The organism is Streptomyces sp. NPDC003247 (assembly GCF_042888135.1).
Taxonomy (GTDB): Bacteria; Actinomycetota; Actinomycetes; order Streptomycetales; family Streptomycetaceae; genus Streptomyces.
This window is the reverse complement of the sequence record NZ_JBIAPF010000005.1, coordinates 584071-608750: the sequence shown is the minus strand read 5'-3', so window position 1 is coordinate 608750 and position 24680 is coordinate 584071. Positions and strand designations below refer to the sequence as shown.

General features: G+C 74.2%; 19 protein-coding genes. 8 read left to right on the top strand and 11 right to left on the bottom strand.

All coding sequences use genetic code 11. The features are described from left to right. The first annotated feature begins 49 nt into the window (after nt 1-49). Nucleotides 50-1453, top strand: coding sequence for a Si-specific NAD(P)(+) transhydrogenase (gene sthA, locus ACFYWQ_RS20280; RefSeq protein ID WP_389518194.1), 1404 nt, complete (start codon nt 50-52; stop codon nt 1451-1453). A gap of 37 nt (nt 1454-1490) precedes the next feature. On the opposite strand, the gene ACFYWQ_RS20275 is transcribed toward sthA, so the two are convergent. Next, complete coding sequence (locus ACFYWQ_RS20275; RefSeq protein ID WP_389518193.1) at nt 1491-1964, bottom strand: DUF5709 domain-containing protein; 474 nt, start codon at nt 1962-1964, stop codon at nt 1491-1493. A 114-nt stretch (nt 1965-2078) separates the two neighbouring features. Here ACFYWQ_RS20275 and ACFYWQ_RS20270 point away from each other — a divergent pair, with 114 nt between their 5' ends. Further along, complete coding sequence (locus tag ACFYWQ_RS20270; RefSeq protein ID WP_389518192.1) at nt 2079-2876, top strand: Type 1 glutamine amidotransferase-like domain-containing protein; 798 nt, start codon at nt 2079-2081, stop codon at nt 2874-2876. 114 nt (nt 2877-2990) lie between these two features. On the opposite strand, the gene prcB is transcribed toward ACFYWQ_RS20270, so the two are convergent. The 5 genes from prcB to ACFYWQ_RS20245 all read right to left on the bottom strand — a co-directional run bounded on the left by prcB (nt 2991) and on the right by ACFYWQ_RS20245 (nt 9582). Then, nucleotides 2991-3851, bottom strand: a complete 861-nt coding sequence (prcB, locus tag ACFYWQ_RS20265; RefSeq protein WP_389518191.1) for a proteasome subunit beta — start codon at nt 3849-3851, stop codon at nt 2991-2993. Between the two features lie 75 nt (nt 3852-3926). Then, nucleotides 3927-4871, bottom strand: coding sequence for a lysylphosphatidylglycerol synthase domain-containing protein (locus ACFYWQ_RS20260; RefSeq protein WP_389518190.1), 945 nt, complete (start codon nt 4869-4871; stop codon nt 3927-3929). Next, nucleotides 4868-6364, bottom strand: coding sequence for a hypothetical protein (locus ACFYWQ_RS20255; RefSeq protein WP_389518189.1), 1497 nt, complete (start codon nt 6362-6364; stop codon nt 4868-4870). The genes ACFYWQ_RS20260 and ACFYWQ_RS20255 overlap by 4 nt, the downstream gene beginning before the upstream one ends. Before the next feature lie 126 nt (nt 6365-6490). After that, entirely contained in the window at nt 6491-8833 is a 2343-nt protein-coding gene (locus ACFYWQ_RS20250; RefSeq protein WP_389518188.1) for a glycoside hydrolase family 65 protein, read from the bottom strand. Continuing rightward, complete coding sequence (locus tag ACFYWQ_RS20245; RefSeq protein WP_389518187.1) at nt 8830-9582, bottom strand: beta-phosphoglucomutase family hydrolase; 753 nt, start codon at nt 9580-9582, stop codon at nt 8830-8832. Before ACFYWQ_RS20245 ends, ACFYWQ_RS20250 begins: the two co-directional genes overlap by 4 nt. A gap of 173 nt (nt 9583-9755) precedes the next feature. Here ACFYWQ_RS20245 and ACFYWQ_RS20240 point away from each other — a divergent pair, with 173 nt between their 5' ends. Further along, on the top strand, nt 9756-10466 hold the full coding sequence (locus tag ACFYWQ_RS20240; protein ID WP_389518186.1) for a nucleoside/nucleotide kinase family protein: 711 nt from the start codon (nt 9756-9758) through the stop codon (nt 10464-10466). After that, nucleotides 10402-11013, top strand: a complete 612-nt coding sequence (locus ACFYWQ_RS20235) for a hypothetical protein (protein WP_389518185.1) — start codon at nt 10402-10404, stop codon at nt 11011-11013. Before ACFYWQ_RS20240 ends, ACFYWQ_RS20235 begins: the two co-directional genes overlap by 65 nt. Before the next feature lie 56 nt (nt 11014-11069). On the opposite strand, the gene ACFYWQ_RS20230 is transcribed toward ACFYWQ_RS20235, so the two are convergent. The 5 genes from ACFYWQ_RS20230 to ACFYWQ_RS20210 form a co-directional block, all read right to left on the bottom strand. After that, nucleotides 11070-12896, bottom strand: coding sequence for a hypothetical protein (locus ACFYWQ_RS20230; protein ID WP_389518184.1), 1827 nt, complete (start codon nt 12894-12896; stop codon nt 11070-11072). An 8-nt stretch (nt 12897-12904) separates the two neighbouring features. Continuing rightward, entirely contained in the window at nt 12905-13792 is an 888-nt protein-coding gene (locus tag ACFYWQ_RS20225; protein ID WP_389518183.1) for a carbohydrate ABC transporter permease, read from the bottom strand. 18 nt (nt 13793-13810) lie between these two features. Then, nucleotides 13811-14788 carry a carbohydrate ABC transporter permease gene (locus tag ACFYWQ_RS20220; protein ID WP_389518182.1) on the bottom strand — a complete coding sequence of 326 codons (978 nt, stop codon included), beginning with the start codon at nt 14786-14788 and terminating at the stop codon, nt 13811-13813. 47 nt (nt 14789-14835) lie between these two features. After that, on the bottom strand, nt 14836-16155 hold the full coding sequence (locus ACFYWQ_RS20215; protein WP_389518181.1) for an ABC transporter substrate-binding protein: 1320 nt from the start codon (nt 16153-16155) through the stop codon (nt 14836-14838). Nucleotides 16156-16429: 274 nt separating this feature from the next. Next, nucleotides 16430-17563 carry an ROK family transcriptional regulator gene (locus ACFYWQ_RS20210; protein WP_389518180.1) on the bottom strand — a complete coding sequence of 378 codons (1134 nt, stop codon included), beginning with the start codon at nt 17561-17563 and terminating at the stop codon, nt 16430-16432. Between the two features lie 796 nt (nt 17564-18359). Between ACFYWQ_RS20210 and ACFYWQ_RS20205 the strand changes: the two genes are divergently transcribed. The 4 genes from ACFYWQ_RS20205 (at nt 18360) to ACFYWQ_RS20190 (ending at nt 24665) form a co-directional block, all read left to right on the top strand. Continuing rightward, entirely contained in the window at nt 18360-20276 is a 1917-nt protein-coding gene (locus ACFYWQ_RS20205) for a phosphatase PAP2 family protein (protein WP_389518179.1), read from the top strand. A 224-nt stretch (nt 20277-20500) separates the two neighbouring features. Further along, nucleotides 20501-21424, top strand: a complete 924-nt coding sequence (locus tag ACFYWQ_RS20200; protein WP_389518178.1) for a MurR/RpiR family transcriptional regulator — start codon at nt 20501-20503, stop codon at nt 21422-21424. A gap of 357 nt (nt 21425-21781) precedes the next feature. Then, a complete protein-coding gene (locus ACFYWQ_RS20195) occupies nt 21782-22156 on the top strand; it encodes a hypothetical protein (RefSeq protein WP_389518338.1) in 375 nt (124 codons plus the stop codon). A 148-nt stretch (nt 22157-22304) separates the two neighbouring features. Beyond that, complete coding sequence (locus ACFYWQ_RS20190) at nt 22305-24665, top strand: SpoIIE family protein phosphatase (RefSeq protein ID WP_389518337.1); 2361 nt, start codon at nt 22305-22307, stop codon at nt 24663-24665. The last annotated feature ends 15 nt before the right edge of the window (nt 24666-24680 follow it).

Genomic DNA, 24680 nt, shown 5'->3' with positions numbered 1-24680 from the left:
GCCCTCCCGCCCTTCCGCAGGGAGCCCCCCGGCTGTCAGACTCCGGAGGGTGCCCGACTTCGACATGCTCGTCCTCGGATCAGGTCCCGGCGGCCAGAAGGCCGCCATCGCCGCCGCGAAACTCGGCCGCCGTGTGGCCGTCGTCGACCGCCCCGACATGCTCGGCGGGGTCTCCCTGCACACCGGAACCATCCCCTCCAAGACCCTGCGCGAGGCGGTGCTCTACCTCACCGGCCTCACCCAGCGCGACCTCTACGGGCAGAGCTACCGCCTGAAGGAGGACATCACCGTCGCCGACCTGACCGCGCGGACCCAGCATGTGCTGGGGCGTGAGGTCGACGTCGTACGCAGTCAGTTGACCCGCAACCACGTCACCCGGTTCACCGGCACCGGCCGGTTCGTCGACGGACACACGGTGGCCCTGGGCGAGGCCGGCGGCCAGGAGCGGCTGGTCACCGCCGAGCACGTCGTGATCGCCACCGGGACGCGGCCCGCGCGGCCGGAGAGCGTGGAGTTCGACGGCCGCACCATCCTCGACTCCGACAACGTCCTGACCATCGAACGGGTCCCGCGGTCCCTGGTGATCGTCGGCGCGGGCGTGATCGGCATGGAGTACGCGTCCATGTTCGCCGCCCTGGGCAGCAAGGTCACCGTGGTCGAGAAGCGGGCCGGCATGCTCGACATGTGCGACGTCGAGATCGTCGAGTCGCTCAAGTACCACCTGCGGGACCTGGCGGTGACCTTCCGGTTCGGGGAGACCGTCGCCGCCGTCGAGCGGCACCCGCGGGGCGCGCTGACCGTGCTGGAGAGCGGCAAGAAGATCCCCGCGGACGTGGTGATGTACTCGGCGGGCCGGCAGGGCCTGACCGACGGGCTGGACCTGGAGCGGGCGGGGCTCGCGGCGGACGCCCGCGGCCGGATCGCCGTGGACGAGCACTACCGCACGCGGGTGCCGCACATCTACGCCGTCGGAGACGTGATCGGGTTCCCGGCGCTCGCCGCGACGGCGATGGAGCAGGGGCGCGCGGCCGCCTACCACGCGTGCGGCGAGCCCGTCGGGCGGATGCACCGGCTCCAGCCGATCGGCATCTACACGATCCCGGAGATCAGCTTCGTGGGACGGACGGAGGACCAGCTCACCGAGGAGCGGGTGCCGTTCGAGGTGGGCGTCGCCCGCTACCGGGAGCTGGCCCGCGGCCAGATCATCGGGGACGCGCACGGCATGCTGAAGCTGCTCGTCTCGCCCGCGGACCGCACGCTGCTCGGCGTGCACTGCTTCGGCTCGGGCGCGACCGAACTGATCCACATCGGGCAGTCCGTGATGGGCCTCGGCGGCACCGTCGACTACCTCGTCGACGCCGTGTTCAACTACCCGACGCTCGCCGAGTCCTACAAGGTCGCGGCCCTCGACGCCACCAACCGGCTCCGTCAGCTGGACCGCATCGGGGAGTGAACGGGGACACCGCCCGCGGGGCGGGGGCGGCCCCCTCTCAGGGCAGCTCGTCGTCGTCCACCACGTGGACGGCGGCCTCCTCCGCGCCCGCGGCCCCGGCGTCGATGCCGACGTCCTCGGCGATCTCCTCCTTGGTGGCGTCGGGGTGCGCCCCCTCGTCGGGGGCGACCAGACGGCCGGCGCGCTCCCCGCCCGCCTCCGGGTCGACCGGCTCGCCCTCACCGCCGGGGACGTCGCCGATCCCGTCCCCGGCGGGCCCGGTCACGTCCGGGACCTCCTGCGCGAGGCGCTGGTCCAGGGTCTCCCCGTCGTGCTGTTCGGCCGCGGTGGTGCCGTACTTGGTGACGCCGAGCGGCTTCTCCGGCGGGGAGTAGCCCTCGTCCAGGATGTCGTCGTAGGTGCGTTCGCCGACGGCGTCCTGGAGGTCGAGAGGAGCGGCGTCCTCCTGCTCCTCGTTGGTGCCGGTGGGCTGGTGGACGTCGTCCCCCGTCGTCTCGGGCTCCGTACCCATGGATCCTCCCTGTGCCGATGCGTCGCGCTGTCCCCGTCCGCGTATCCCGCCACGCACACCCCAACCCCGCGGACCCGCCGCGGAGCCGTGCCGACGGCCGACCGACAATGGCCCATGCCCTTCCCCCACCAGCCGGGCACAGCCGGGCACGCACCCGCGCCCACCCGCCCCGGCCCCGGCCCCGGCCCCGGCCCCGGCTCACGACGCATAGCCCTCCTCGGCGGAGGCTTCTCCACCGACGGCGACGGTCTGCTCGACGACTGGGTGCTCGGCCGGGCGGGCGCGCCGCGCCCGAAGGTCTGCTTCGTGCCGACGGCCAGCGGCGACGCCGAGGGCTACGTCGACAGGTTCCTGGCGGCCTTCCGGCCCCGGGCCTGCGAGCCCTCCGTGCTGCGGCTGTTCCGGCGAGAACTCGACGACCGGGCCCTGCGTTCCTTCCTGCTGGAACAGGACGTGGTGTACGTGGGCGGCGGCAACACGGCCAACCTGCTCGCGGTGTGGCGCGCCCATGGCGTGGACCGGCTGCTCGGCGAGGCCTGCGACCGGGGGACCTTGTTGTGCGGCATCAGCGCGGGCGCCAACTGCTGGGCGGAGGGCTCGCACACCGACTCCTTCGGTCCGCTGACCTTCCTGCCGGACGGACTGGGCCTGCTGCCCGGCTCTGTCTGCCCGCACTACGACAGCGAACCGGGCCGTCGCCCCTCCTACCGGCGGGCCGTCGCCACGCACGCCCTCTCCGCCGGGTGGGCCCTGGACGACGGGGCGGGCGCGCTGTTCGCGGACGGCGTCCTGACGGAGACGGTCGCCCGGACGGCGGGGGCCCGGGTCTACCGGGTGGAGCCGGACGGACGGGGCGGCACCACCGAAGTGCCCGTCGACGGCGAACACCGGCTCGTCCCACACGGCCGGTGACCGGTGATCGGCGCGGCCGGTAACCGGTGGCCGGTAGCCGGTTCTCCAGTGGGGAGCGCGGGGTGTTCGGGTCGTGTGGGTGACGAGCCGCCCCTAGAGGTCACGGTGTCGCGGTCATCGGGCGGGGTCGGCGTTGGGGCCGTCCGGGCGGGTGCGGCGCTGGGCGGCCGTTTCGCGGCTCAGCTCCTCCGTCTCCGGCTCGGAGAGCCGCTCGAAGCCGTCCTCGGTGATGACCGAGACGACGGGGAAGATCCGCCGGCTGAGGTCGGGGCCGCCGGTCGCGGAGTCGTCGTCGGCCGCGTCCCACAGCGCCTGGAGGGCGGCGAGGACCGCCTCGCGCCGGTCCATGTCCCTGCGGTAGAGCTTCTTCAACGCGCCCCGCGCGTACGGCGAACCGGAGCCCTCGGCGTGGAAGTCCCGCTTCTCGTACAGGCCGCCGGTCAGGTCGAAGGAGAAGATGCGGCCGCGCCGGCCCTCGGGCGCGGCGGGGTCGTAGCCGGTGAGGAGGGGGACCACGGCGAGGCCCTGCATGGCCTGGCCGAGGTTCTGCCGGATCATTCCGGCCAGGCGGCGCGCCTTGGCGCCGAGGCTCATCGCGGTGCCCTCGATCTTCTCGAAGTGCGCCAGCTCGACCTGGTAGAGCTTCACCAGGTCCAGCGCCAGTCCCACGGTGCCGGCGAAGGCGACGGCGGTGTGGTCGTCGGCGGGGTACACCTTCTCCAGGTCGCGCTGGGCGATGAGGTTGCCCATGGTGGCCCTGCGGTCGCCGGCGAGCAGCACGCCGTCGCGGAAGGCGAGGGCGAGCACGGTGGTGCCGTGCGGCACCCGGTCCGGCGCGGCCCGTACGCCGTCGGGGAGGATGCGGCGCGTGCTCAGCAGCTCCGGGCGGTGCGCCGCGAGGAAGTCGGTGAAGGACGAGGTGCCCGGGGTGAAGAACTCCTCCCCCAGCCGCCCGCCGTGGTCGTTCCCTGCCATGGCACTCCCCCTCGTCCGCCGGACCGGCCACCGGACTCCTACCAGGTGCCGGCGGCCGGGAAACCCGGGCCCGGGTCAGAGCGTCCCGCGGCGGACCAGGACGCCGAGCACCAGCAGGCCGGGCAGCAGCGGCAGCCAGACGGTCAGGAGCCGGTAGCCGAGCACCGCGGAGGCGGCCGCGGAGGCGGGCGCGCCGGTGGTGGCCGCCAGCGCGAAGGCGAGCGCCGCGTCCAGTGGGCCGAGTCCGCCCGGTGTGGGCAGCAGGGCGGCCGCGCCGCTCGCGGCGAGGTAGAGCAGCGCGACCCGCGCCGCGGGCAGGGGCAGCGCGACGGCCCGGGTGACGGCGATCAGTACGCACGCGTGCAGCGCGGCGAACGCCGCTGAACCGCCCCACAGGGCGGCCGCCCGCCGCGGCAGCGCGTGCACGGCCCGGATGTCGGCCGTCACCCCGGCCACGATCCGCCGGCACCGCGGCCGCAGGAGGCCTGCCGCGAGGAGGCAGGCGCCGAGGGCCGCGCAGGCGCCGGCCGTCCCGGCGTGCCCGTCGTGCGGGATCCGCGGCAGGCCCGGGCAGGCGGCGGCGAGGACGGCGACGAGGGCGGCGCGCGCCACCCCGCCGGCCGTGGCCTTGACCCCCACGGCGGTCGCCGCGCGGCCGGCGGGCAGTCCGCACCGCATGAGGAAGCGCAGGGTGACGGCGCCGGCTCCGAGCCCGGCGGGCAGGACCTGGTTGGCGGCGGAGGCGGCGAACTGCGCGGCCACCAGCCGGCCCGCCGGCAGCGGCCGGAGCACGGATCCCTGCTGGGCGAGGGCCGCGCACGGCCAGGTGGCGCAGGCGGCGGCCGCCCCGGCCAGCAGCCAGCCCTGGTCGGCGACCGCGAGCCGCCGGGCACCGGTCTCCAGGACGGGCCAGTGCCGGCCCGCCAGCCAGCCGGCGGCTGCGAGGACGGCGAGGGTGAGGGCGGTCTGCCAGTAGGGGCCCTTGCGGGCCGCCGCGACGAGGACGTGCCCGGACGTCATGCCGGTCCGTTCGCGCGGGGCGGGGGCGCGAGGCGCAGGTCGAGACCGGCGGAGGGGTGGCGCTCCCAGTCCCGGGCGTAGGGCGGCGGCGGGCCGCCGGGGCGGGAGAGGGCGGCGGTCGGGATCCGGCGGGCGGTGCCCAGGATGCCCGCCTCGGTCGCGTTGGCGTTGTGCCCGCGCGGGTTGGCCGAGGAGCAGCCGGTGTAGAAGGCGACGGGGACGGCGTCGGTCCCGGTGAGCAGACAGGGCGGGCGGACGCCCAGCCGGTGCAGGTCGGCGGCAGTGCGGCTCCAGTCGCGGCGGTCGGCGGCGGTGCGGTCCACGGTGCGGTGCAGGACGGCGTACTGCACCGCCAAGTGCCCGGCCAGGCCCACCGCGACCAGGGCGGCGGCGACCGGGCGGCACCGGCCGTCGGCCCTGGTGACCAGGTGGAACAGGGCGTCGGCGACCGGGATGGCGAGCAGGAGGTACGCGGGGAGCAGGAAGCGCGGTGCCGCGTAGCCGATCAGGAACAGGTAGGGCAGGGCGGCGGTCGTGGCGCAGGCCAGCGGAAGCAGGGTGGGGGCGGTGCGCCGGGCGCGAACCGCGATCGCGAGACCGGCGGCGGCGAGGACCGGCAGGAGGCACCACCACGCGGTGACGGCCGGGTGCGGCAGGGGGCCGGTGCAGGGGCGGCACAGGGTCCGGCCGACCAGGCCGCGCAACTGGTCGTCCACGGCGATGTTCCAGCCGAGCCCGCCCTGGACGCGGGATCCCTCGGACAGCCGCTCGGTGAGCCCGCCGAAGGCGAGGTGGGCCTCGATCACCCACTGTCCGACGCCCGTCGCGAGCCCCGCCAGGAGGACGAGTCCGAGGCGCGCCCTGCGGCCCGCCACCGCCCAGGCGAGCAGCGGCAGAGAGATCCACACGGCGTCGGTGGGCCGCATCCACGCCATGAGCGCGGCGCCCGCGGCGACGCCCCACGGCGCGGCCCGGTCCCGGTGGTCCGCGCGGACGCGCAGACAGCAGCCGGCGCAGGCGAGGGCGCCCAGGGCGACCCAGAGGTTGGGCATGGCGGCCGGGCCGTAGAACAGCGTCACCCACAGGGAGGCGAAGAGGGCGCCGGCGGCGGCGAGCACGCGGGCCGGGAAGAAGCCGCGCCAGACGCGCAGGGCCAGCAGGAGGCCGAGGCCGGACAGCAGCGCGAGGTAGACGCGGAGCAGTGCGGTGGAGGTCGACCAGGTCGTGATCGGCGCGACCAGCAGGGAGACGCCCCGGGCGCGCGGGGCGCTGAAGAACGCCGGGGGCGCCTGTGCGCTGTTCTGGCTGACGTACACGGTCTCGTCCCAGCCGAGGCCCAGACCGGGCCGGACGAGGACCAGCTGGGCGACGGTGAAGGCGGCGGCCACGGCGGTGAGCAGCCACGCGCCGCGCGTGCGCCAGGAGTTGCCGGGCCCGGCCGCCGGGGTGCCCCGTCGCGCGCCGACGAGCGTGACGTTCGTGCCGTGGGCCATCGTCCACCCCTTGGGTCCGGAGCCGGAGAACCGGAGAAACCGCAGAACCGTTGAAAACACGGCCAAAGTAACCCGAGGGGGACGGACCCGCAGGGCGGGGCTGGGCCGGCCGGCCGACGCCGGCCGTCAGCGGGCGTTGGGGCGGCGGTGCGGGGGCTGCTCGGGCGCCGGGCGCTCCGGCGCCGGCGGGATGTCCCGTACGGCCGGGCCGTCCCCGTTGAGACGCACCCGGGTGCCGTGGTGGCCGATCGTCAGGGGCGGGCCGGAGAGCAGGGTGTAGGTGGCCTTGTCCGGGCCGACCTCGACGTGCAGGCGGCGGCCGAGGATCTGGAGGGAGAAGGCGAGGCGGCCGAACCGTTCCGGCAGGCGGGGGGCGAAGCTCAGGCGGTCGCCGTCGCGGCGCAGCCCGCCGAACCCGGCGACCAGTGCCGTCCAGGTGCCGGCGAGGGAGGCGATGTGCAGACCGTCGCGGGTGTTGTGCTCCAGGTCCGCCAGGTCCATCAGGGCGGCCTCGACGGTGTAGTCGTAGGCCAGGCCGAGATGGCCGGCCCGGGCGGCGACGACGGCCTGGCAGCACGCCGACAGGGAGGAGTCGCGGACGGTCAGCGGCTCGTAGTAGGCGAAGTTGCGGGCGATCTGCTCCTCGTCGAAGAAGCTGCCGCAGGTGTACATCGCCAGGACCAGGTCCGCCTGCTTGACCACCTGCTTGCGGTACAGGTCGAAGTAGGGGAAGTGCAGCAGCAGGGGGTACTGGTCGGGGCGGGTGCCGTCGAAGTCCCAGCGCTGGTAGCGGGTGAAGCCCGCGTGCTGTTCGTGCACGCCGAGTTCGTCGTTGTAGGGGACGGCCACCGCCTGCGCGGCGTCCCGCCAGGACGCGCTCTCCTCCGGGTCGACGCCGAGCGCCGCGGCCCGCTCGGGATGGCGTTCGACGACGTCGGCGGCGGCGAGCAGGTTCTGCCGGGCCATGAGGTTGGTGTACAGGTTGTCGTCGGCGACGGCGCTGTACTCGTCGGGGCCGGTGACGCCGTCGAGGTGGAAGACGCCGTGCGCGTCGTGGTGGCCGAGGGAGCGCCACAGGCGGGCCGTCTCCACCAGCAGTTCGACGCCCGTGTCCCGTTCGAAGAGGGTGTCGCCGGTCGCCGCGACGTAGCGGACCACGGCGTCGGCGATGTCGGCGTTGACGTGGAAGGCGGCCGTGCCGGCCGGCCAGTAGGCGGAGCCCTCCGAGCCCTCGATGGTGCGCCAGGGGAACGCGGCGCCTTGGAGGCCGAGTTGGGCGGCGCGCTCGCGGGCGGCGGGCAGGGTGTTCTGCCGCCAGCGCAGCGCTTCGGAGACGGCCTCGGGGGCGGTGTAGGTGAGCAGGGGCAGCACGAAGGTCTCGGTGTCCCAGAAGGCGTGGCCGTCGTAGCCGGAGCCGGTCAGCCCCTTGGCCGGTATGGCGCGCTGCTCGGCGCGGGCGCCGGCCTGGAGGACGTGGAAGAGGGCGAAGCGGACGGCCTGCTGGATCTCCTCGTCGCCGTCGACCTCGACGTCGGCGCGCGCCCAGAAGTCGTCGAGGTAGGCCCGCTGGTCGTCGAGGAGGCCCTGCCAGCCGCTGTGTCCGGCTGCCGCGAGCGCCGCCTCCACCTGGTCGCTCATCGCGGGCCGGGACCGGGCGCCGGACCAGCCGTGCGCGACGAGCTTCTCCACCCTCAGCCTCTCGCCCGGCTCCAGCACGGAGGTGACGGTCAGCCGGGCCACGTCGACGTTGCTCTCGCTGTCGGTGGTGGTGCGTTCGGGGCCGGTGACGGTGTGGTCGGCGGCGACGGCGACGCGCAGGCCGCTGCGCCGGGTCCGGTGCACCAGGCGCAGGCGGTGGCCCGAGGTGGTGTCCTCCTCCGGTTCCAGCGGTGACTTCAGGGCGCGGGCCGCGCGCGGGTCGCCGTTCGGCTCCGGGATGCTCTCGTTGGCGACCAGCTCCGACTGGATGACGACCCGGGAGCGGCTGCCGACGGCCTCCACCTCGTAGGCGACGGCGGCGACGGCCCGCTGGGTGAGGGAGACCAGCCGTGTCGAGCGCACCCGGACCGTGGTGCCGGCCGGCGAGGTCCATTCACAGGTCCGCTCCAGCACGCCCCGGCGCAGGTCCAGGACGCGCTCGTGGGAGACGAGGCGCCCGTAGCGCAGGTCGAACGGCTCGTCGTCGACGAGCAGCCGGAGGACCTTGCCGTTGGTGACGTTGATGACGGTCTGGCCGGACTCCGGGTAGCCGTACCCGGCTTCCGCGTAGGGCAGCGGGTGCAGCTCGTACAGGCCGTTGAGGTAGGAGCCGGGCAGGCCGTGGGGTTCGCCCTCGTCGAGGTTGCCGCGCCAGCCGACGTGCCCGTTGGACAGGGCGAACACCGACTCGCTCTGGGCGAGGACGTCGAGGTCGAGGTGCGTCTCGCGCACGCACCAGGGGTCGACGGCGTAGGACCGGTCGGTGATCAAGCGTGTCCCCCCGTTCCGGCCAGGTCGGCCAGGTCCTTCACGACGACGTCCGCGCCGTGTGCGTACAGGGCGTCGGCCTGACCCGTCCGGTCGACGCCGACGACGTATCCGAAGTGCCCGGAGCGCCCCGCGTCCATGCCGGCCAGCGCGTCCTCGAAGACGGCGGCGCGGGACGGTTCGACACCGAGGTCGCGGGCGGCGGCCAGGAAGGTGTCGGGGTGCGGCTTGCCCGGCAGTCCGCGCTCGGCGGCGACCACGCCGTCGACGCGCACCTCGAAGAGGTCCTCGGCGCCGATCGAGCGCAGCACGTCCCGGGTGTTGGCGCTGGAGGAGACGATCGCGGTGCGCAGGCCCGCCGCGCGGACGGCCTCCAGGTAGCGCAGGGTGCCGTCGTAGGCCTGGACGCCCTGGGTGCGGATCTTCTCCAGCAGCAGTTCGTTCTTGCGGTTGCCGAGGCCGTGGACGGTCGCGGCGTCCGGCGGGTCGCCGGGTCCGCCCTCGGGCAGGTGGATGCCGCGGGAGGCGAGGAAGGTGCGGACGCCGTCGGCGCGCGGGCGGCCGTCGACGTACTCGTCGTAGTCGCCGGAGCTGTCGAACGGCCGGAAGTCCTCGCCCTCCCGTTCGCGCAGGAACGCGTCGAACGTCTCCTTCCAGGCGGCCGCGTGCACCACCGCCGTCCTGGTGACGACCCCGTCGAGGTCGAAGAGGCAGGCCTGGATGGTGTCCGGGAGTCCGAGCGTCGTCGTCATACAGGACCGGTTCCCCCGCACGAGGGCGCCCAACGGTGTGGCGCGCGCCACACCGGACGGTGACGGTGTGTCAGTCGCGCGGGGTCGGCCCGGCGGGTGATCGGGGCGCGGAGACCGGTCTCTGTCCTCCCCTCCCCGTCCGGGTCCCCGTCCGGGCTGCGACACTCTGCTCCGTGCTCACCTTCGACGATCTGCTCCGGCGCGCGCGTTCCCTGGTCCCGGACGGCCGGCGCGCCCTCCTCGGCATCGCCGGCGGCCCCGGCGCCGGCAAGACGACCCTCGCCGAGCAGTTGGTGCGGGAGCTGAACGGCACCGGGGAGCCGTGGGTGGCGCACGTCCCGATGGACGGCTTCCACCTCGCCGACGCCGAGCTCGACCGGCTCGGCCGCCGCGGCCGCAAGGGCGCGCCCGACACCTTCGACGCCGCCGGGTACGCGGCCCTGCTGCGCCGGCTGCGTGAGGAGGCGGGGGGCGACGACATCGTGTACGCGCCCGGCTTCGAACGGGTCCTGGAGCAGCCCCTCGCGGGCGCGGTGCCGGTGCCGCCGACGGCCCGGCTCGTGGTCACGGAGGGCAACTACCTGCTGCTGGGGACGGGCGCGTGGGCGCGGGTGCGGCCCGAGCTGGACGAGGTGTGGTTCTGCGAGACGGCCGAGGAGGAACGCGTCCGCCGGCTGGTCGCCCGGCACGAGGAGTTCGGCAAGGCGCACGAGGAGGCGGTGGCCTGGGTGCGGGGCACCGACCAGCGCAACGCCGACCTCGTCGCGACGACCCGGGAGCGGGCCGACCTGGTGGTGCGGGACGTCGTAGGGTGGCCGCATGGGGCTGGACATCACCGTACTGGGGCTGGACTGGGCGGAGTTGGAGCGGACACCGGCGGCTGAGCGGCTCGCGGTGCTGTACGAGGCGGATTGCCCGGACGACGACACCGACGGGCCGGCCGGCCCCCGAACGGGCTGGGTGATACCGGCGTCACCCGAGGTGCCGTGGAGCGGACGCTACGAGTTCCGCGGCACGCTCGGCTCGTACAAGCCGCACTTCTGGGCGGCGAACGGCTGGGACACCGTCCGGGGGTTCGCCGACCCCGCGCTCCGGGAGGCGCTGGACGGCTTTCTCGGCGGGCTGATCTGGTGGGGCGACGACGACGAGGACGGCGAGACGGCCGCCGGCGTCTTCCCCTCGGACCCGGAGCCCTGGCGGCCCAGCCTGCAACTCCTGGTTCCCCCGCCCGCCGTCACCGCGCTGGCCGCCCACTGGAACCGAGCAGCACCCTTGCTCACAGGTCTGCGCGAGGCGTACGACGCCCATGCTTCCCGGCCGGGGGGCTGGATCGCGGACTTCGAGGAGTTCGCGGCGCTGCTGGGACAATGGGCGGACCTGGTCGACGGGGCGGCGCGGCGCGGCTGGGGGCTGCTGGCGCTGCACGTGTGACGCGCCCCGGCACCGGGTCGCTCGGGTCCTCGCCAGGGGGCGACGCCCGCGCCCGCTCAGGCCCCGCGCAGCGTCAACTCCGGCTCGCCGTACGCGTCGTCGTCCCCGAGTACGGCGGTGAAGGCGTCCGTCCGTACGGTCAGCCCCTCCTCGCCCCACGCGACGGACACCGCCAGTGGCTCCCGCGAGCCGTACCGCACCGCGAACACGTGCAGGTCCTCCGGCGCGTCCGGGACCGGGCCGGCCTCCAGGGCCGTGGAGCTGACCAGGTGCTTCCAGCCCTCGTCGGGGTCGCCGTAGCCGCGCGGGTCGGCGGCGAGGGCGAAGGCGGCCTGCTCCTGGGTGAGGTCGGCGCGGGCGTCGAAGTGGTCCGGGCCCGTCAGGTCGGGGTGCGTCAGGCGCAGCGCGCCGGCCGAGGCGACCGCCCCCCGGGCCGTGCGCCGCACCCGGTCGCCGTCGTCCTCGGCGTACGGCATCCCGGCCAGCAGGTACGGCGTGCCGTCGAGGCGTTCCACGGCCACCGTCGTCCACAGGGCCGCGCCGTCGGTGACGTACAGGGAGCGCACATGGCGCAGGACGTGGTCGCGGCCGACCACGGGCTGGGTGACCAGCTTGGCGGCCAGGCCGTCGGCGCGGACGTCGCGGACGCGGACCTCGCCCATGGGACGGCACAGCAGGAAGCCGTCGGTGACGGGGCCGAAGCCGTGCCGGCGGTCGACGGCGGCGGGGAGGTAGTAGGTGCCGCCCGCCTCGACCACGGCCGGGGTCATCCGGTCGTCGAAGGCGACGGAGACCGTGCCGGCCCGCAGTTGGTGCCGCGTGGCCGTGGTGGACGGCTCCCGGTGCCAGCGCGTGGCGTCCTGGACCTGCCAGACCAGCATCCACGCGAAGTGTCCGTCGACGCCGCCGTCCGCCTTGACCGCGTGCCGTCCCCAGCGGGTGTCGCCCCGGTAGCGGCCCAGGTCGGAGCCGATGCGGTGGCTGAAGTAGCGCAGGCCGAGGACCGACTCGAAGGCGGAGTGCTGTTCGCTGTAGCGGGGGCCGCCGATGTCGAAGCCGCCGCCCGTCAGACGGGCGTCGATGTAGCGGGCGAGCGCGTCGCCGTCCTCGGCGAAGACGTCCTCGCCGCTGATCCGGTGGGCCTGGGCCAGGAAGGACAGGGAGATCGGGCCGTAGTTGTTGTCGTAGGCGCCGCCGTGCTCGGGGGGCAGCAGGGCGCCCCGGTCGCGGACGCGGTGCGCCCGGATCTCGTCGCGGTAGAGCGCCATCGCCCGCGCGCGGACCGGTGCGCCCTGCGCGGGCGGGAGCCGGCGCGCGAGCATCAGGCCGCCCACCACGCAGCCGATGGCCTGGTTGCCCGCGTGCTGCGGGTTGAAGAAGGTCGCCTCGGTCAGCCGGCGCCAGTAGCCGTGCGCCACCTCCAGCAGTTCCGCGCGCAGGTCGTCGTCGACCAGGCCGTCGGCCGTGTCGAGGACGTTCACCGCCTGGAGCAGCGCCCACACCGTGCTCGGCCAGTCGCCGATGGGGTGGGCTCCGGCCGCCAGGGTGTAGCGGGCGTACGGCAGGCCGGAGGCGCGCACCCTGAGGTTGGGGTAGCCGGCGTTGTCGTCCCGGTAGACCCGCTCGCGCAGGTGGAAGGCGAGGCTGCGGCGGACCGCCTCGGGCAGCCGCGGGTCCCGGGTGCGCTGCCAGGCCAGGGCCAGCAGGGAGGTGATGCCGAGGGAGGTGTCGCCGATGTCGTCGACGCAGTCGGGGTGTTCGAGGTTGCCCTCGGGCGTGAGCCGGGCGAGGGCCTGCTCGGTGACGTCGGCGAGGACGGCGTCGTACGCCTCGGGGGTGTCGGGGAGGTCGTGCAGCGGGCCGCGCTGGTGGGGCAGGTGCATGTCGCGGATCAGCCCTTCATACCGGAGGTCGCCAGGCCTTCGACCAGCCTCTTCTGGAAGACGAGGAAGCAGATGAGCGTGGGCAGGAGCGCGAGTGTCGACATGGCGAACATCGCGCCGTAGGAGGAGCCGCTGGTCTGGTCGAGGAAGAGGGTCAGGCCGAGGGGGACGGTGAACTTGTCGTTCTGCTGGAGGTAGACGAGCTGGTGGAGGAAGTCGTCGTAGGTCCAGATGAAGGTGAAGATCGTGGTGGTGACCAGGGCCGGCTTCATCAGCGGCAGGATGATCTTCCAGTAGATCTGCAACGGGTTGGCGCCGTCCATCATGGCCGCCTGGTCCAGTTCGCGCGGGATGGAGCGGATGAACTGCACCATCAGGAAGATGAAGAAGGCGTCCACCGCGAGGAACTTCGGCACGATCAGCGGCAGGTAGGTGTTGATCCAGGTCAGGTTGTAGAAGATCGTGTACTGCGGGATCAGGACGGCCTGGGTGGGCAGCATGAGCGTGCCGAGCATCAGGCCGAACCAGATCTTCCTGCCGCGGAACTCGAAGCGCGCGAAGGCGTAGGCGGCCAGCGAGCAGGAGATCACGTTGCCGATCACCGCGCCGATGGTGACGATCAGCGAGTTGGTGATGTAGAGGGAGAAGGAGTTGCCGGAGCCGCTCCAGCCCTCGGAGTAGTTCTCCGGGCGCAGCGCGTTCGGGACGAGTCCGGGGTGGGTGAAGATCTCGGTGTCGGGCTTGAAGGAGCTGCTGAGCATCCACAGCAGCGGGTACAGCATGACGACCGCGACGCCGACGAGCAGGGTGTGGAGGAGGATACGGCGCGAGCCGGTGGCCGAACGCAACCGGTGCAGCGGGGACTTCGGGGTGCGGGCCGGGGTGATGGCGGACATGGGGTGAGGACTCCTCGCTCAGTCGTCGTAGTGGACCCAGTAGCGGCCGGCGATGAAGTTGACCGCCGTGAAGCCCGCGATGACCAGGAACAGCACCCAGGCCAGCGCCGAGGCGTATCCCATCTGGAGGTCGGTGAAGCCCTTCTTGTACAGGTAGAGGGAGTACAGCATGGTCGAGTTGAGCGGTCCGCCCGAGCCGTTGCTGACCACGAAGGCCGGGGTGAAGGTCTTGAAGGCGTCGATGATCTGAAGGACGACGTTGAAGAACACGATCGGGGTCAGCAGCGGCAGGGTGATCCTGAAGAACCGGGTGACGGGGGTGACGCCGTCGATCGCGGCCGCCTCGTACACGTCCTTCGGCAGTTGCTTGAGGCCGGCGAGGAAGATGACCATCGGGGTGCCGAACTGCCAGACGGCCAGCAGCACGAGCGTGTAGAGCGCGCTGTCGGGGCTGGAGATCCAGTCCTGGCCCTCGATGCCGAACCAGGCGAGGAAGTCGTTGAACAGGCCGTCACCGCCGAAGACCTGCCGCCACACGATGGCGACGGCCACCGCGCCGCCCAGCAGCGACGGCAGGTAGAAGGCGGCCCGGTACAGGCCGATGCCCTTCAGGTCGCGGTTGAGGAGCATCGCCACGCCCAGCGCGAGCGCGAGCTTCAGGGGGACGGAGACGGCGACGTACACGAGGGTGGCGTGCACCGAGTCCCAGAAGACCGGGTCGTCGGCGAACATCTTCTCGTAGTTCCGGGTGCCGGCCCACTCCGGTGGGGTCAGCAGGTCGAACTTGGTGAAGGACAGGTACAGCGAGTCGAGCATCGGGTAGATCGTCAGCCCGAACAGGCCGACGAACCAGGGGGCCAGGAAGAGGTACGGCCACCATCCCCCGCCCCGCCGTCTGGCGAGGCGGCGGCGCATCCGGTCGCGCTCCCGCGGGTCGGACGGCGTCGCCCCGGCGGGCGGCTCCTCGACGACCCGGTCGGTCTTCGCGGTGGTCATACTCATCTCCCTGGCCCCTCTCCCGGTGTGCTGACGTGCGCTGCGGCCTACTCGGCCAGGATTCCGGCCGCCTGGTCGAAGAACTCGCCCAGCTGGGCCTTGACGGACTTCTTGCCGAAGGCCACCGCGAGGTTGGACTGGAACAGCAGGTCCCAGATCTGGTCGGCGCCCTGCGGCGGGGGAACCGGAGCGGGCAGGGCGTTCGTGGCCTTGGCCACGCGCTGGGAGATGTAGTCGGCGTTCTCCATGTTCAGCTTGTCCGTCTCGGACAGGCCCGAGGCGATCAGGGTGCGGGCCTTGTCCGTGGGCGGGATGCCGCGCAGCAGCTGCATGTCCTTGATGGCGGTCTCGTCCTGCGCGAAGAACGACATGATCTGGACGGAGTCGCCGATCTTCTTGCTCGTCCTGGTGGCGCTGAGCAGCACACCGCCGTTGACGAAGTTGCCCTCGCGGGCTCCGGAGAAGTCGCCCTGCGGGGTGGGCAGGAAGTCCAGCTGGGCGTCGGTGATGGAGCCGCCCGCGCCGTAGACGCCGGAGTCGAAGGTGAACAGGGCCTTGCCGATGACGACAGCGTTCTTGGTGAGGTCGTTGTGGGCGGCGGAGGTGATCGCCGGCGGCGGGGAGGCGTTGGCCTTGCGCATCCCGGCCCAGAACTCCCACCACTCCTGGAGGGTGTCGGAGGTGAAGCCGAGCTTCTTGCCGTCGTCGGAGAAGAAGGTCTGGCCCTTCTCCCGGGCGAAGATCTCGAAGCACTGGAGGGTGGAGCCGCCGCCGTCGTCGACGCCGTAGGTCTTGCCGCCGCTCTTCTTGTACACCTGCTGGGCGACGTCCTTGAGGTCCGCCCAGGTCCACTCGCGGTCCGGCAGCTCAAGGCCCAGGGCCTCCAGGCCGCTGCGGTTAACGGTGAGCTGGTTGACGCCGATGCCGGAGGGGACGCCGTAGAGCTTGCCGTCGACGGTGCCGGCGGCCAGGAGCGTCGTGGAGAAGCCGGTGAGGTCGAGGGTCTTGCCGACGTAGGAGTCGAGCGGGGCGAGGACACCCTTGCGGGCGTACTGGGCGACCAGCGCGGTGTCCATCTGCATCAGGTCCGGTGCGCTGCCGCCGGCGACGTTGGTGTTGAACTTGTCGAAGTAGCCGTCGTACCCGGAGTAGGTCTCCTGGACCTCGATCTTCGGGTTGTCCTTCTGGAAGGTGGCGAGCGCCTTCTTGTAGGCCGCGTGGCGCTCGTCGCTGCCCCACCAGATCATCGTCAGCTTGTCGCTGGTGGTGCCGGCGCCGGTACCGCCGGCACAGGCGCTCAGCGCGCCGGCGGCGGCGAGACCGCTCGCGGTGCGGAGAAGGGTTCTGCGCGAGAAGTGGTGACCCACCGGGTCCTCCCTGGAAGGTGCGTGACGGATTTCCCGGCCGGTCGCGGCGGCTCGGGCACGTTCTGCTCGGAAGGGCGCCTTCCGGGGGTGCGGCCTCGCCCGGCCGCGCCGTCCTCATGGGTGGGGATCCCCGGCCGTCCTGGCCGTCGTCACGCGAGCACGCCCTCGCGCGGCTGCCGTACCTCCGGTACGGGCGGGACGCTCACCCCAAGCCGGTGTCCCGACCGGCTTAGAAAGCGCTTGTCCGGACATTGGCAGACCGAGTCCGAAGCCGTCAATCCTCCGCCCTCGCCGCCCGGGTCACGTTTTGGACTCCCCGGGCCACCGCGAGCCGCGCCGCGCCGACGACGGTGCCCAGCTCCCCCACCGTGCTGCTGACCACCTCGGTGGGCCAGCTCAGCCGGTCCAGCTCGGCCCGCACGCCGGGCAGGAGCCGCGGGTCGGCGCCGGTGCTGCCGCCCAGCACGATCAGCCCCGGATCCAGTACGGCGGTCACGGCGGCGGCGAGCCGGCCCACGTCCACGGCGTGGCGGTCGATGACCGCGCGGGCCGCGGGCCGCCCCTGCCGGGCGAGCGCGAACACCCGCTCGGCGGTGCGCGGGCACGGCCCGTCGCCGTCCCGCCAGGCCTCGGCGGCCCGCCGCACCAGGGAGCGCTCACCGATGTACTCCTCCAGGGCCTCGCGGCGGGGCTCGCTGCCCTCGGCCCACGGGTAGGGCAGCCGGGCCAGTTCCCCGGCGGCGCCGTTGGCCCCGCGCAGCACCCGCCCCCCGACGACGATGCCGAGGCCGACGCCCACGCCGATCCGCAGGTAGCCGAAGGTGGACCGGCCGCGGGCCGCGCCCTCGTGCAGTTCCGCGAGCGCGGCGCAGTTGACGTTGTTCTCGACGTGGACGGGGACGCCGGACGGCAGCGCGACGGCCACGGCGTCGAAGACGGGACCGGCCTTGGCGGTCGCGGGGCGCGTCCCGGTGCCGCCCTCGCCCCGCGCGGTGACGTCGCCGACGGCGACGACGATGGTCCGCAGCGGGGCGCCGCCGGGCAGCGCGCCGAGCGCCCGGCGTACGACGTCGGCGGCGTCCGCCCGGGAGCCGGTGGCCTCGGCGAGCGGGGTGCCGTCCAGGGCGCAGCCGCGCACCCGGGTGAGGGCGGGTCCGAGGTCGACGGCGAGCACGGCCCCGGCGGCCGGCCCCAGCCGGTAGACGGCCGCCGAGCGGCCCGTGCCGCTGGAGGCGGTGCCGGAGTGGGCGGCGAGCCGGGCGCCCTCCAGTTCCGCGACGGCGGAGGACACCGTCGGCTTGGACAGGCCCGCCAGGCTCGCGAGCTGCGGCCGGGTCGCGCTGCCCGCCCCGGCCAGCACGGCGAACACCGCACCCGCGCTCTCGGTCAGGCGGGGGGCTCTTGCCACGTCGTGTTCCACAGTTCCCCCACTCGGGTCAGGGGCCGCGCTCCCGGGTCGACGGCCCGTGCGGGACGCGGCGACGGTGCTCCCGGGCCGACGCCCCGCGCGGGACGGCGGCGGTGGGCCCGGGCGCCACGCCGTCGCGCTCCCGTTGCGCTCCCGTTGCGCTCCCTCGCGCTCCCTCGACGACAGGTCGGACGACCGGCCGCGTGACGACTCTTGACGCACTGTACTTCGTTAGTTAACTTCCTAACGAACGTCACGGTACTCGCCTGCCGTACTCCGTCCGAGGCCCGTCCCGGGGCTTCCCCGACTTCTCGACTCCCGGTCTTCCAGGCGCGGTTCACTCCTGGTGTCCCGGCACGGTCGACTCCTCGTTCGCAGGCGCGGCTCGCCCGCCGCCGCGGCCCGGCGCGACGCCCGCGCGGGGCCGCCGCCGCACGGCCACACGGCGGCGGCAGCCTCACGGATCACGACCGCGCGGCTCCCGCACGCGGATCAAGCCGCGGTGCGGCCCACCCCGCTCGCGGCCACCTCCGACGGGAGAGGGGCGGGCCCGCCCCCGTGGTCGCCCCCCACCGGCCCGCAGGCAGTTCCTGTGAACCCGCGATCCCCGTTCACCCGCAGGACGCACCACGGTCGCCGTGCCCTCCCCGACGGGACACGGCCTGGCCGTAGATCTTCGCTCGGGCGCACCGCGCGGCTCGGCTCACCGACTGCCGTGGCCGCCGGACCCGCACCGGTCCGCGCGTCCTCCCCCGCTCCCGGCCCCCCGGCCGCAGAACCGAAGAGAGGCACATCCATGCCGTCCCCCGCCGGGCACCGCACGCACTCGGCCGTGAACAGGAGGGGCTTCCTGAGGGCCTCCCTGGGAGGTTCCGCCGCGCTGGTCGCCGCCCCGACGCTCGTCTCCTGGCTCGGCGCCGCCGACGCGAAGGCCGCCACGGCACCCCTCGCGTTCGTCGACGACTACCGGACGAACGTCCTGACGAACCTCACGCCCGAGACCAACGCCGTCGTGCGGATCCTCGGCGGCATGGCCGAGGTCTGGAAGACGGGCGCCGCCTGGAACACCGGCACCGCGCTGCGGCCCGAGGTGCTGCGCGCCAACATGCGCTACTGCGCCCGCGTCACCGCCGCGCGGACCGAGGCGCAGGCGAAGGAGGCGTTCGTCCACGACCGCCAGCACCAGAGCTACGCGATGATCGCCGCCCTGGGCCCGCTCGCCGAGCTCTACAAGGCGGGCGCCCAGGCGGTCACCTCGATCACCAGCGCCCCGGACACCACGCCCGCGACCACGATCAGCGACGCCGTGCCCGCCGACGCCCCGGCCGGTTCCGCGATCGGCGCGGGCTCGTACACCTCGGACCTCGGGCAGGTCGCCCGGCTGGTCGACACCGTGCGCGGGCCGTACGCCTCCGGCAACCCCGGCAAGTACGCCTTCCAGTATCCGCGGCCGTGGCGGATGAACGAGGACAGCGAGGTCGTCGACACCGGCCGCACGGACGCGCTCGGCTACCCGGTCTACGACTCGAAGGTGGTCGTCGTCCCCCAGCTGCTGCGCCAGCGCAGCACCTCCCCCGTCGACGACGGCGGCTTCCCCAGCGGTCACACCAACGCCTTCCACCTGGCCGCCCTGGCGTTCGCGTACGCCGTGCCGGAGCGGTTCCAGGAGCTGGTGACGCGCGCGTTCGAGCTGAGCCACACCCGGATCGTGTCGGGCATGCACTCCACCGTCGACGTCCTCGGCGGCCGCGTCATGGCCACCGCCCTCGCCGCCGCCACGCTCGCCGACCCGGCCAACGCCGAGCTCAAGCAGGCGGCGCGGGCGCAGGCCCTGGCCTACTTCACCGGACGGACGGGCAGCACGCCCGACACGCTGTTCGCGTACGCCCACTCCGACGCGGACGACGCGTACGCCGACCGGGGCGCCAACGCCCGCGCCGTCGAGCCGCGTCTGACCTACGTCCTCACCCGGGAGGGCCGTGACGAGCCGCTGACCGTGCCCAAGGGCGCGGAGGTGCTGCTGGAGACGCGGCTGCCGTACCTGGACGCCGCCCAGCGCCGCGAGGTGCTGCGCACGACCGCGCTGCCCTCGGGCTACGTCCTGCTCGACGGCTTCGAGCAGTGGGGGCGGCTCGACCTGTTCACGGCGGCCGACGGCTACGGTTCGTTCGCCTCGGACGTCACGGTCACGCTGGACGCGTCCGCGGGCGGCTTCCACGCGGCCGACGCCTGGCGCAACGACATCGGCGGCCGGGGCGGTCTGACGAAGCGGGGCACCGGCACACTCACCCTGTCCGGCCGCAACCGGTACACGGGCGGCACCGTGGTGGAGGACGGCGTGCTGGTCTCCGCCGCCGCCCACGCCCTGGGCCACGGTGACGTGCGGGTGCTCGGCGGGACGCTGCGGATCGACGAACCGGCCGAGGTGCGCGGGCTGTTCGCGCAGGAGGCCGGCACGCTGGAGGCGACGCTGCGCGCGGGCCGGCGCCAGGCGGTCCTGACCGCGACCCGGCGGGTCGTGCTGGGGGCGGGCGCCGTGCTGTCGCTCCGCCTCGACACCGAGCGGCCCCCGGCCGCGGGCAGCACCGTGCGCGTCCTCGACGCCCCGGCGCTGCGCGGCCGCTTCGACCGCGTCGAGCTGGACTCCGACACGCTGCGGGCGGTGCCCGTGTACACGGCGGACGGCCTGTCGGTGCGGCTCCTGAAGCGGTAGTGCCCCGCCGGCCGGGAGCCGCCCACCGGCTCCCGGCCGCGCCCGGCCCGCCCGGCGCCCCCTCTGCTCTCCTTCCCCCCTCTCTCCCCGCTCCCCTTCCCCTCCCGCTCCCCCGCCGGCTCTCCCCTCCCGCGCCGCCCCTCCCGCCCCTCCCCCGCACGGCACCCGGCACGGCACGGCCCTGAGCTATGTTGAGCCTCGTGGGAGACAAAGGAGGAGGACCGGTGCCATCGCCTCAGCAGGCACGCGCACAGGCGACCACGATCACCTCGGGCAAGACCGCTCCGGAGGCGGAGGCGTCCCCCACCTCACAGCTGCGGGCCCTGTTCGACGGGCCCCACCTGTCGCCGGGGCAGCGGCGCATCGCCCAGTACCTGATCGAGCACCTCACCGAGGCGGCGTTCCTGTCGATCACCGACCTGGCCGAGCGCGTCGGCGTCAGCCAGCCCTCGGTGACCCGGTTCGCGGCCGCGGTGGGGTTCAGCGGGTATCCGGCGCTGCGGGAACGGCTCCAGGCGATCGCGCTCGGCACCCGGGCCGGCGGTCCGGCGGCGGCCGAGGTGAACCGGAGCAACGAGCTCCAGGCGGCGGTCGACGCGGAGATCGAGAACCTGGAGAACCTGCGGCGCGACTTCGCCGACCCCGACGGGGTCATCGACCTCGGCCGGCAGCTGTCGGCGTCGACGCCGCTGACGATCCTGGGCCTGCGCATCTCGGCCTCGCTCGCCGAGTACTTCGCCTACGCCGCCCGGCGCATCCACCCGGACGTGCGGCTGGTGACCCGGGGCGGCAGCGTCGCCTACGACGCGCTGTTGCAGTCCCGGGAGGCCGGCGGGACCTGGGTGCTGGCGTTCTCGATGCCCCGGCACGCGCACGAGACGCTCACCGCCGTGCGGGTCGCCCGCAGCGCGGGGCTGAAGGTCGCGCTGGTGACGGATCTGGCGCTCGGCCCGGTGGCCGACGAGGCCGATGTCACCTTCGCCACCGGTACCGGCTCCCGGCTGGTGTTCGACTCCTACGCCGCCCCCGGGGTGATGGCGGCCGCGCTGCTCCAGGCGATGACGGACGCGGGCCCCGAGCGCACCCAGGCCCGCCTGGAGGAGTACGAGCAGATCGCCGAGCAGCACCGTTTCTTCCTGCGGGAGTGACCCCCGGCCGCCGCGTCCCCGACCGGCCTCCGTCGCCCGTCGCCCGCGCGACGCCTCCGATACCCCCTCACAGGAGAGGCACAGAAGAACGTTTCCGGCCATTTCACGCATGAATGTTTTCATACGTCTTGCGCGGGACACGGCATATATAAATACTGCTCACGGCCGCACCCGCCCGTCGAGGGCCCGAGTACGGGCATCCGAAGCCGCCGTGCCCTACCCGCGTCGGCACCCAGGATGTCCGGGCCTCGCCGACGCGAGGCCCCCCGGAGCGGCCCCGGTCACCCCCTGGGCCGGGGCCGCCCCACAACGTCGGACCACCCGTCACGACGCCGCACACCGGAAGCGATGATCATCATGCCCCTGACGACGACGCGCATCAGCCCGGACTGGCCGTGCCAGGTCAAGACCCCCGGCAGCTACGACTGGCAGCGCTCCGCGGCCAAGTGGCTGCGCGAACTGGTGCCCGCGCGGTACGCGAGCTACCCGGCGCTGCTGCGCCACCCCGTGCTGCTCGCCCGCCACGCGCAGATCCAGGTCCAGCACGAGGTGCGGATCGCCCGCACCGCCCTCCAGACCGCCCGCGCCGACCTGCCGCGCCTCGGCGTGCCCGAGTCGGTCATCGAACACACGATCAAGCTCTACGCCGCCGAGGTACTCCAGCTCCAGCACATCGCCCGCAGCGTCCGCGCGGTCACCGAGGCCCTGGCGGACACCGGCTCCGGACGCTGAACGGCGCCCTCCGTTCGGCGTCCGCGCCGGACATCACGCCTGGCGACGGCGTTGGCGCAAGACCCCGGTCGAAGGCTGACCGGTGTGCCATGCTCGTGCCGTGACGAGCGAACCCGCCCGGCCGGCCCCGTCAGGCGCCGCGCCCGACATGGCCGCCCTCACCAGGGTCGTGGCGCGCCAGCGTGCCGAGATGGACCGGTTGCAGGACCTGGCGGCCACCACGGCCGTCGTGGAGCGTGCCAAAGGGGCCGTGATGGCGCTGGCCGGGTGCTCCGCGGAAGCAGCCCAGGAGGAGCTGCGACGGCGTGCGAAGGACGCCCGGCGGACCCTGCTGGAGGAGTGTCTGCTCACCCTCGACGGACTGGGCGCGCCGGCGGGTCCGGCCCCCGGGCGGCCGGACCCGGCCGACGCCGTCACCGGGGTGAGCCCCGACGCCCCGCGGGAACCGACGGACGCCGCGGCCGTCGGGCTCGCCGGGCTGGGGCAGGCCCTCGCCCACGTCGGCAGCCCCCAGGACCTCGCCCGCTGCCTGCTGGACCACCTCGCCCCGGACACCGGCGCCGACGCGGTGCTGATCGTCGCCCGGCCGCCCTCCGGCGGACTGGAACTCCTCGGGCACGCCGGCATCGACGCCACCCTCGCCGACCGGTGGAGCAGGGTGGCGCCGCCCGGCGGGACCGCCGCCCTGGACGCCCTGGACGCCGGGCGGCCGCGCTGGCTGGAGGACCCGGAGGAGGAGCGAACGCGGTGTCCGCTCACCGGCGATCCGCCCGAGCGGTGGCCGAGCGGGGCCTGGCTGCCGGTGCAGGCCGGGGAGCCGGCCGGCCTGGCCCTCGGCATACTCCGCCGCCGCGGAGGCCCGCTCACGCCCGAGGTCCGCCGGCGGCTGCTGGCCGCCGCCGGGCTGTGCGCCGGGCCGCTGCGCGTGCTGGGCACCCGGCAGGACCCGCCCGTCGCGGCGGACACCGACGCCGTGCAGACGGTGTTCGACCGGCTGCCCGTCGCCGCCGTCCTGCTCACCCCGCTGCCCGCCGCCCAGGGCCGGGTGGAGGACTTCCGCATCGACGCCGCCGGCCCCGGCACCGTCGATCCCTTCGGCCGCAGCGGCCGCCGACTGGTCGGGCTGCGCGTCCTGGAGTGCTGGCCGGAGCTGGCCGGCGAGCCGCTGTGGCAGGGCTGCCTCACCGCGCTGGCCTCGGGACAGCCGTACGAGAGCGAGCCGGTCGCCCACCGGCAGTCCGGGACCGGGGCCGGGAGCGGTGAGCCGCCCGCCTGCTCGGCGCGGGCCACGCGGCTGGGGGACCGGCTGGTCGTCAGCTGGATCCGGCAGGACCCCTCGGACCGGCAGGAGCAGCGGCTCGCGGACGTGCAGCGGCTGGGCAACCTCGGATGGGTGAACTGGAACCTGGTCACGGGCGAGGTGAACTGGTCCTCGCAGGTCTTCACCATCTTCGACCGCGACCCCGAGCGGGGCGCCGTGCCCCTGCCGCGGCTGCCGGGACTGGCGCTGCCGGAGGACAGGCCGGCGCTGGCCCGCGCCCTCGGCAACCTGATGCGGGAGGGACGGCCGTGCGACGCGCCGTTCCGGATCACCGCCGGGGAAGGCGTCCGCCATCTGCGGGCGGTGGCCGAAGCCGTCACCGACGCCGACGGCACGCCGGTCGAGGTGCACGGTTTTGTACAGGACCTCACCGACCGGCGCACCACCGAACTCGCCCTGCTCGCCAGCGAACGGGCCATCCTCACCCAGCACGGCGTGCTCGAGGCCGAACGCACGGTGGCGGCACGGCTCCAGGACGCGCTGCTGCCGCTGCCCAAGCGGCCCACCCGGCTGACGGGGCTGCACGTCGACATCGCCTACCTGCCCGCGCAGTCGGGGCTCAACGTCGGCGGCGACTGGTTCAGCGCCATCGAACTGCCCGACGGCGACGCGCTGTTCGCCGTAGGGGACGTCGCCGGGCACGGCATGGACGCCGTCGCCACGATGGCCCTCCTGCGCTTCACCGCCAAAGGCATGATCATCACGGGTTCGTCGCTGACCGGGGCGCTCGCCCGGCTCAACGCCCTGCTGCTGCACTCCCGCGACCCGCACGGCACCGCGACCATGGTCCTGGCCCGCTACACCCCGGCCCGACGGCGGCTGGTCTGGGCGCAGGCGGGTCACCCGCCGCCGCTGCTGCTGCGCGACGGCGAGGCCCGCTACCTCTCCCGCCCCCGGGGAGTGCTGCTCGGCGCCACCGAGACCCCGCGCCACGAGGAGGCGGAAGTCGTCCTCCGGCCCGGGGACCGGCTGGTGCTGTACACCGACGGTCTGGTGGAGCGGCCCTCGGAGAGCATCGACCGCGGCCTGGAACGGCTCGCCCGCGCCGCCACCGCGCCCGCCCCGACCGGGGCGTCGCCGCTGGACCGGCTGCTCGGCACCCTGCTGGAACCCGAGCAGCGGGACGACGTGTGCGTACTGGACATCCGCGTCCCGGACGACGGGGAGGGGCCGGCCTCCGCCCCGTAGGGCGTTTCCGATGAG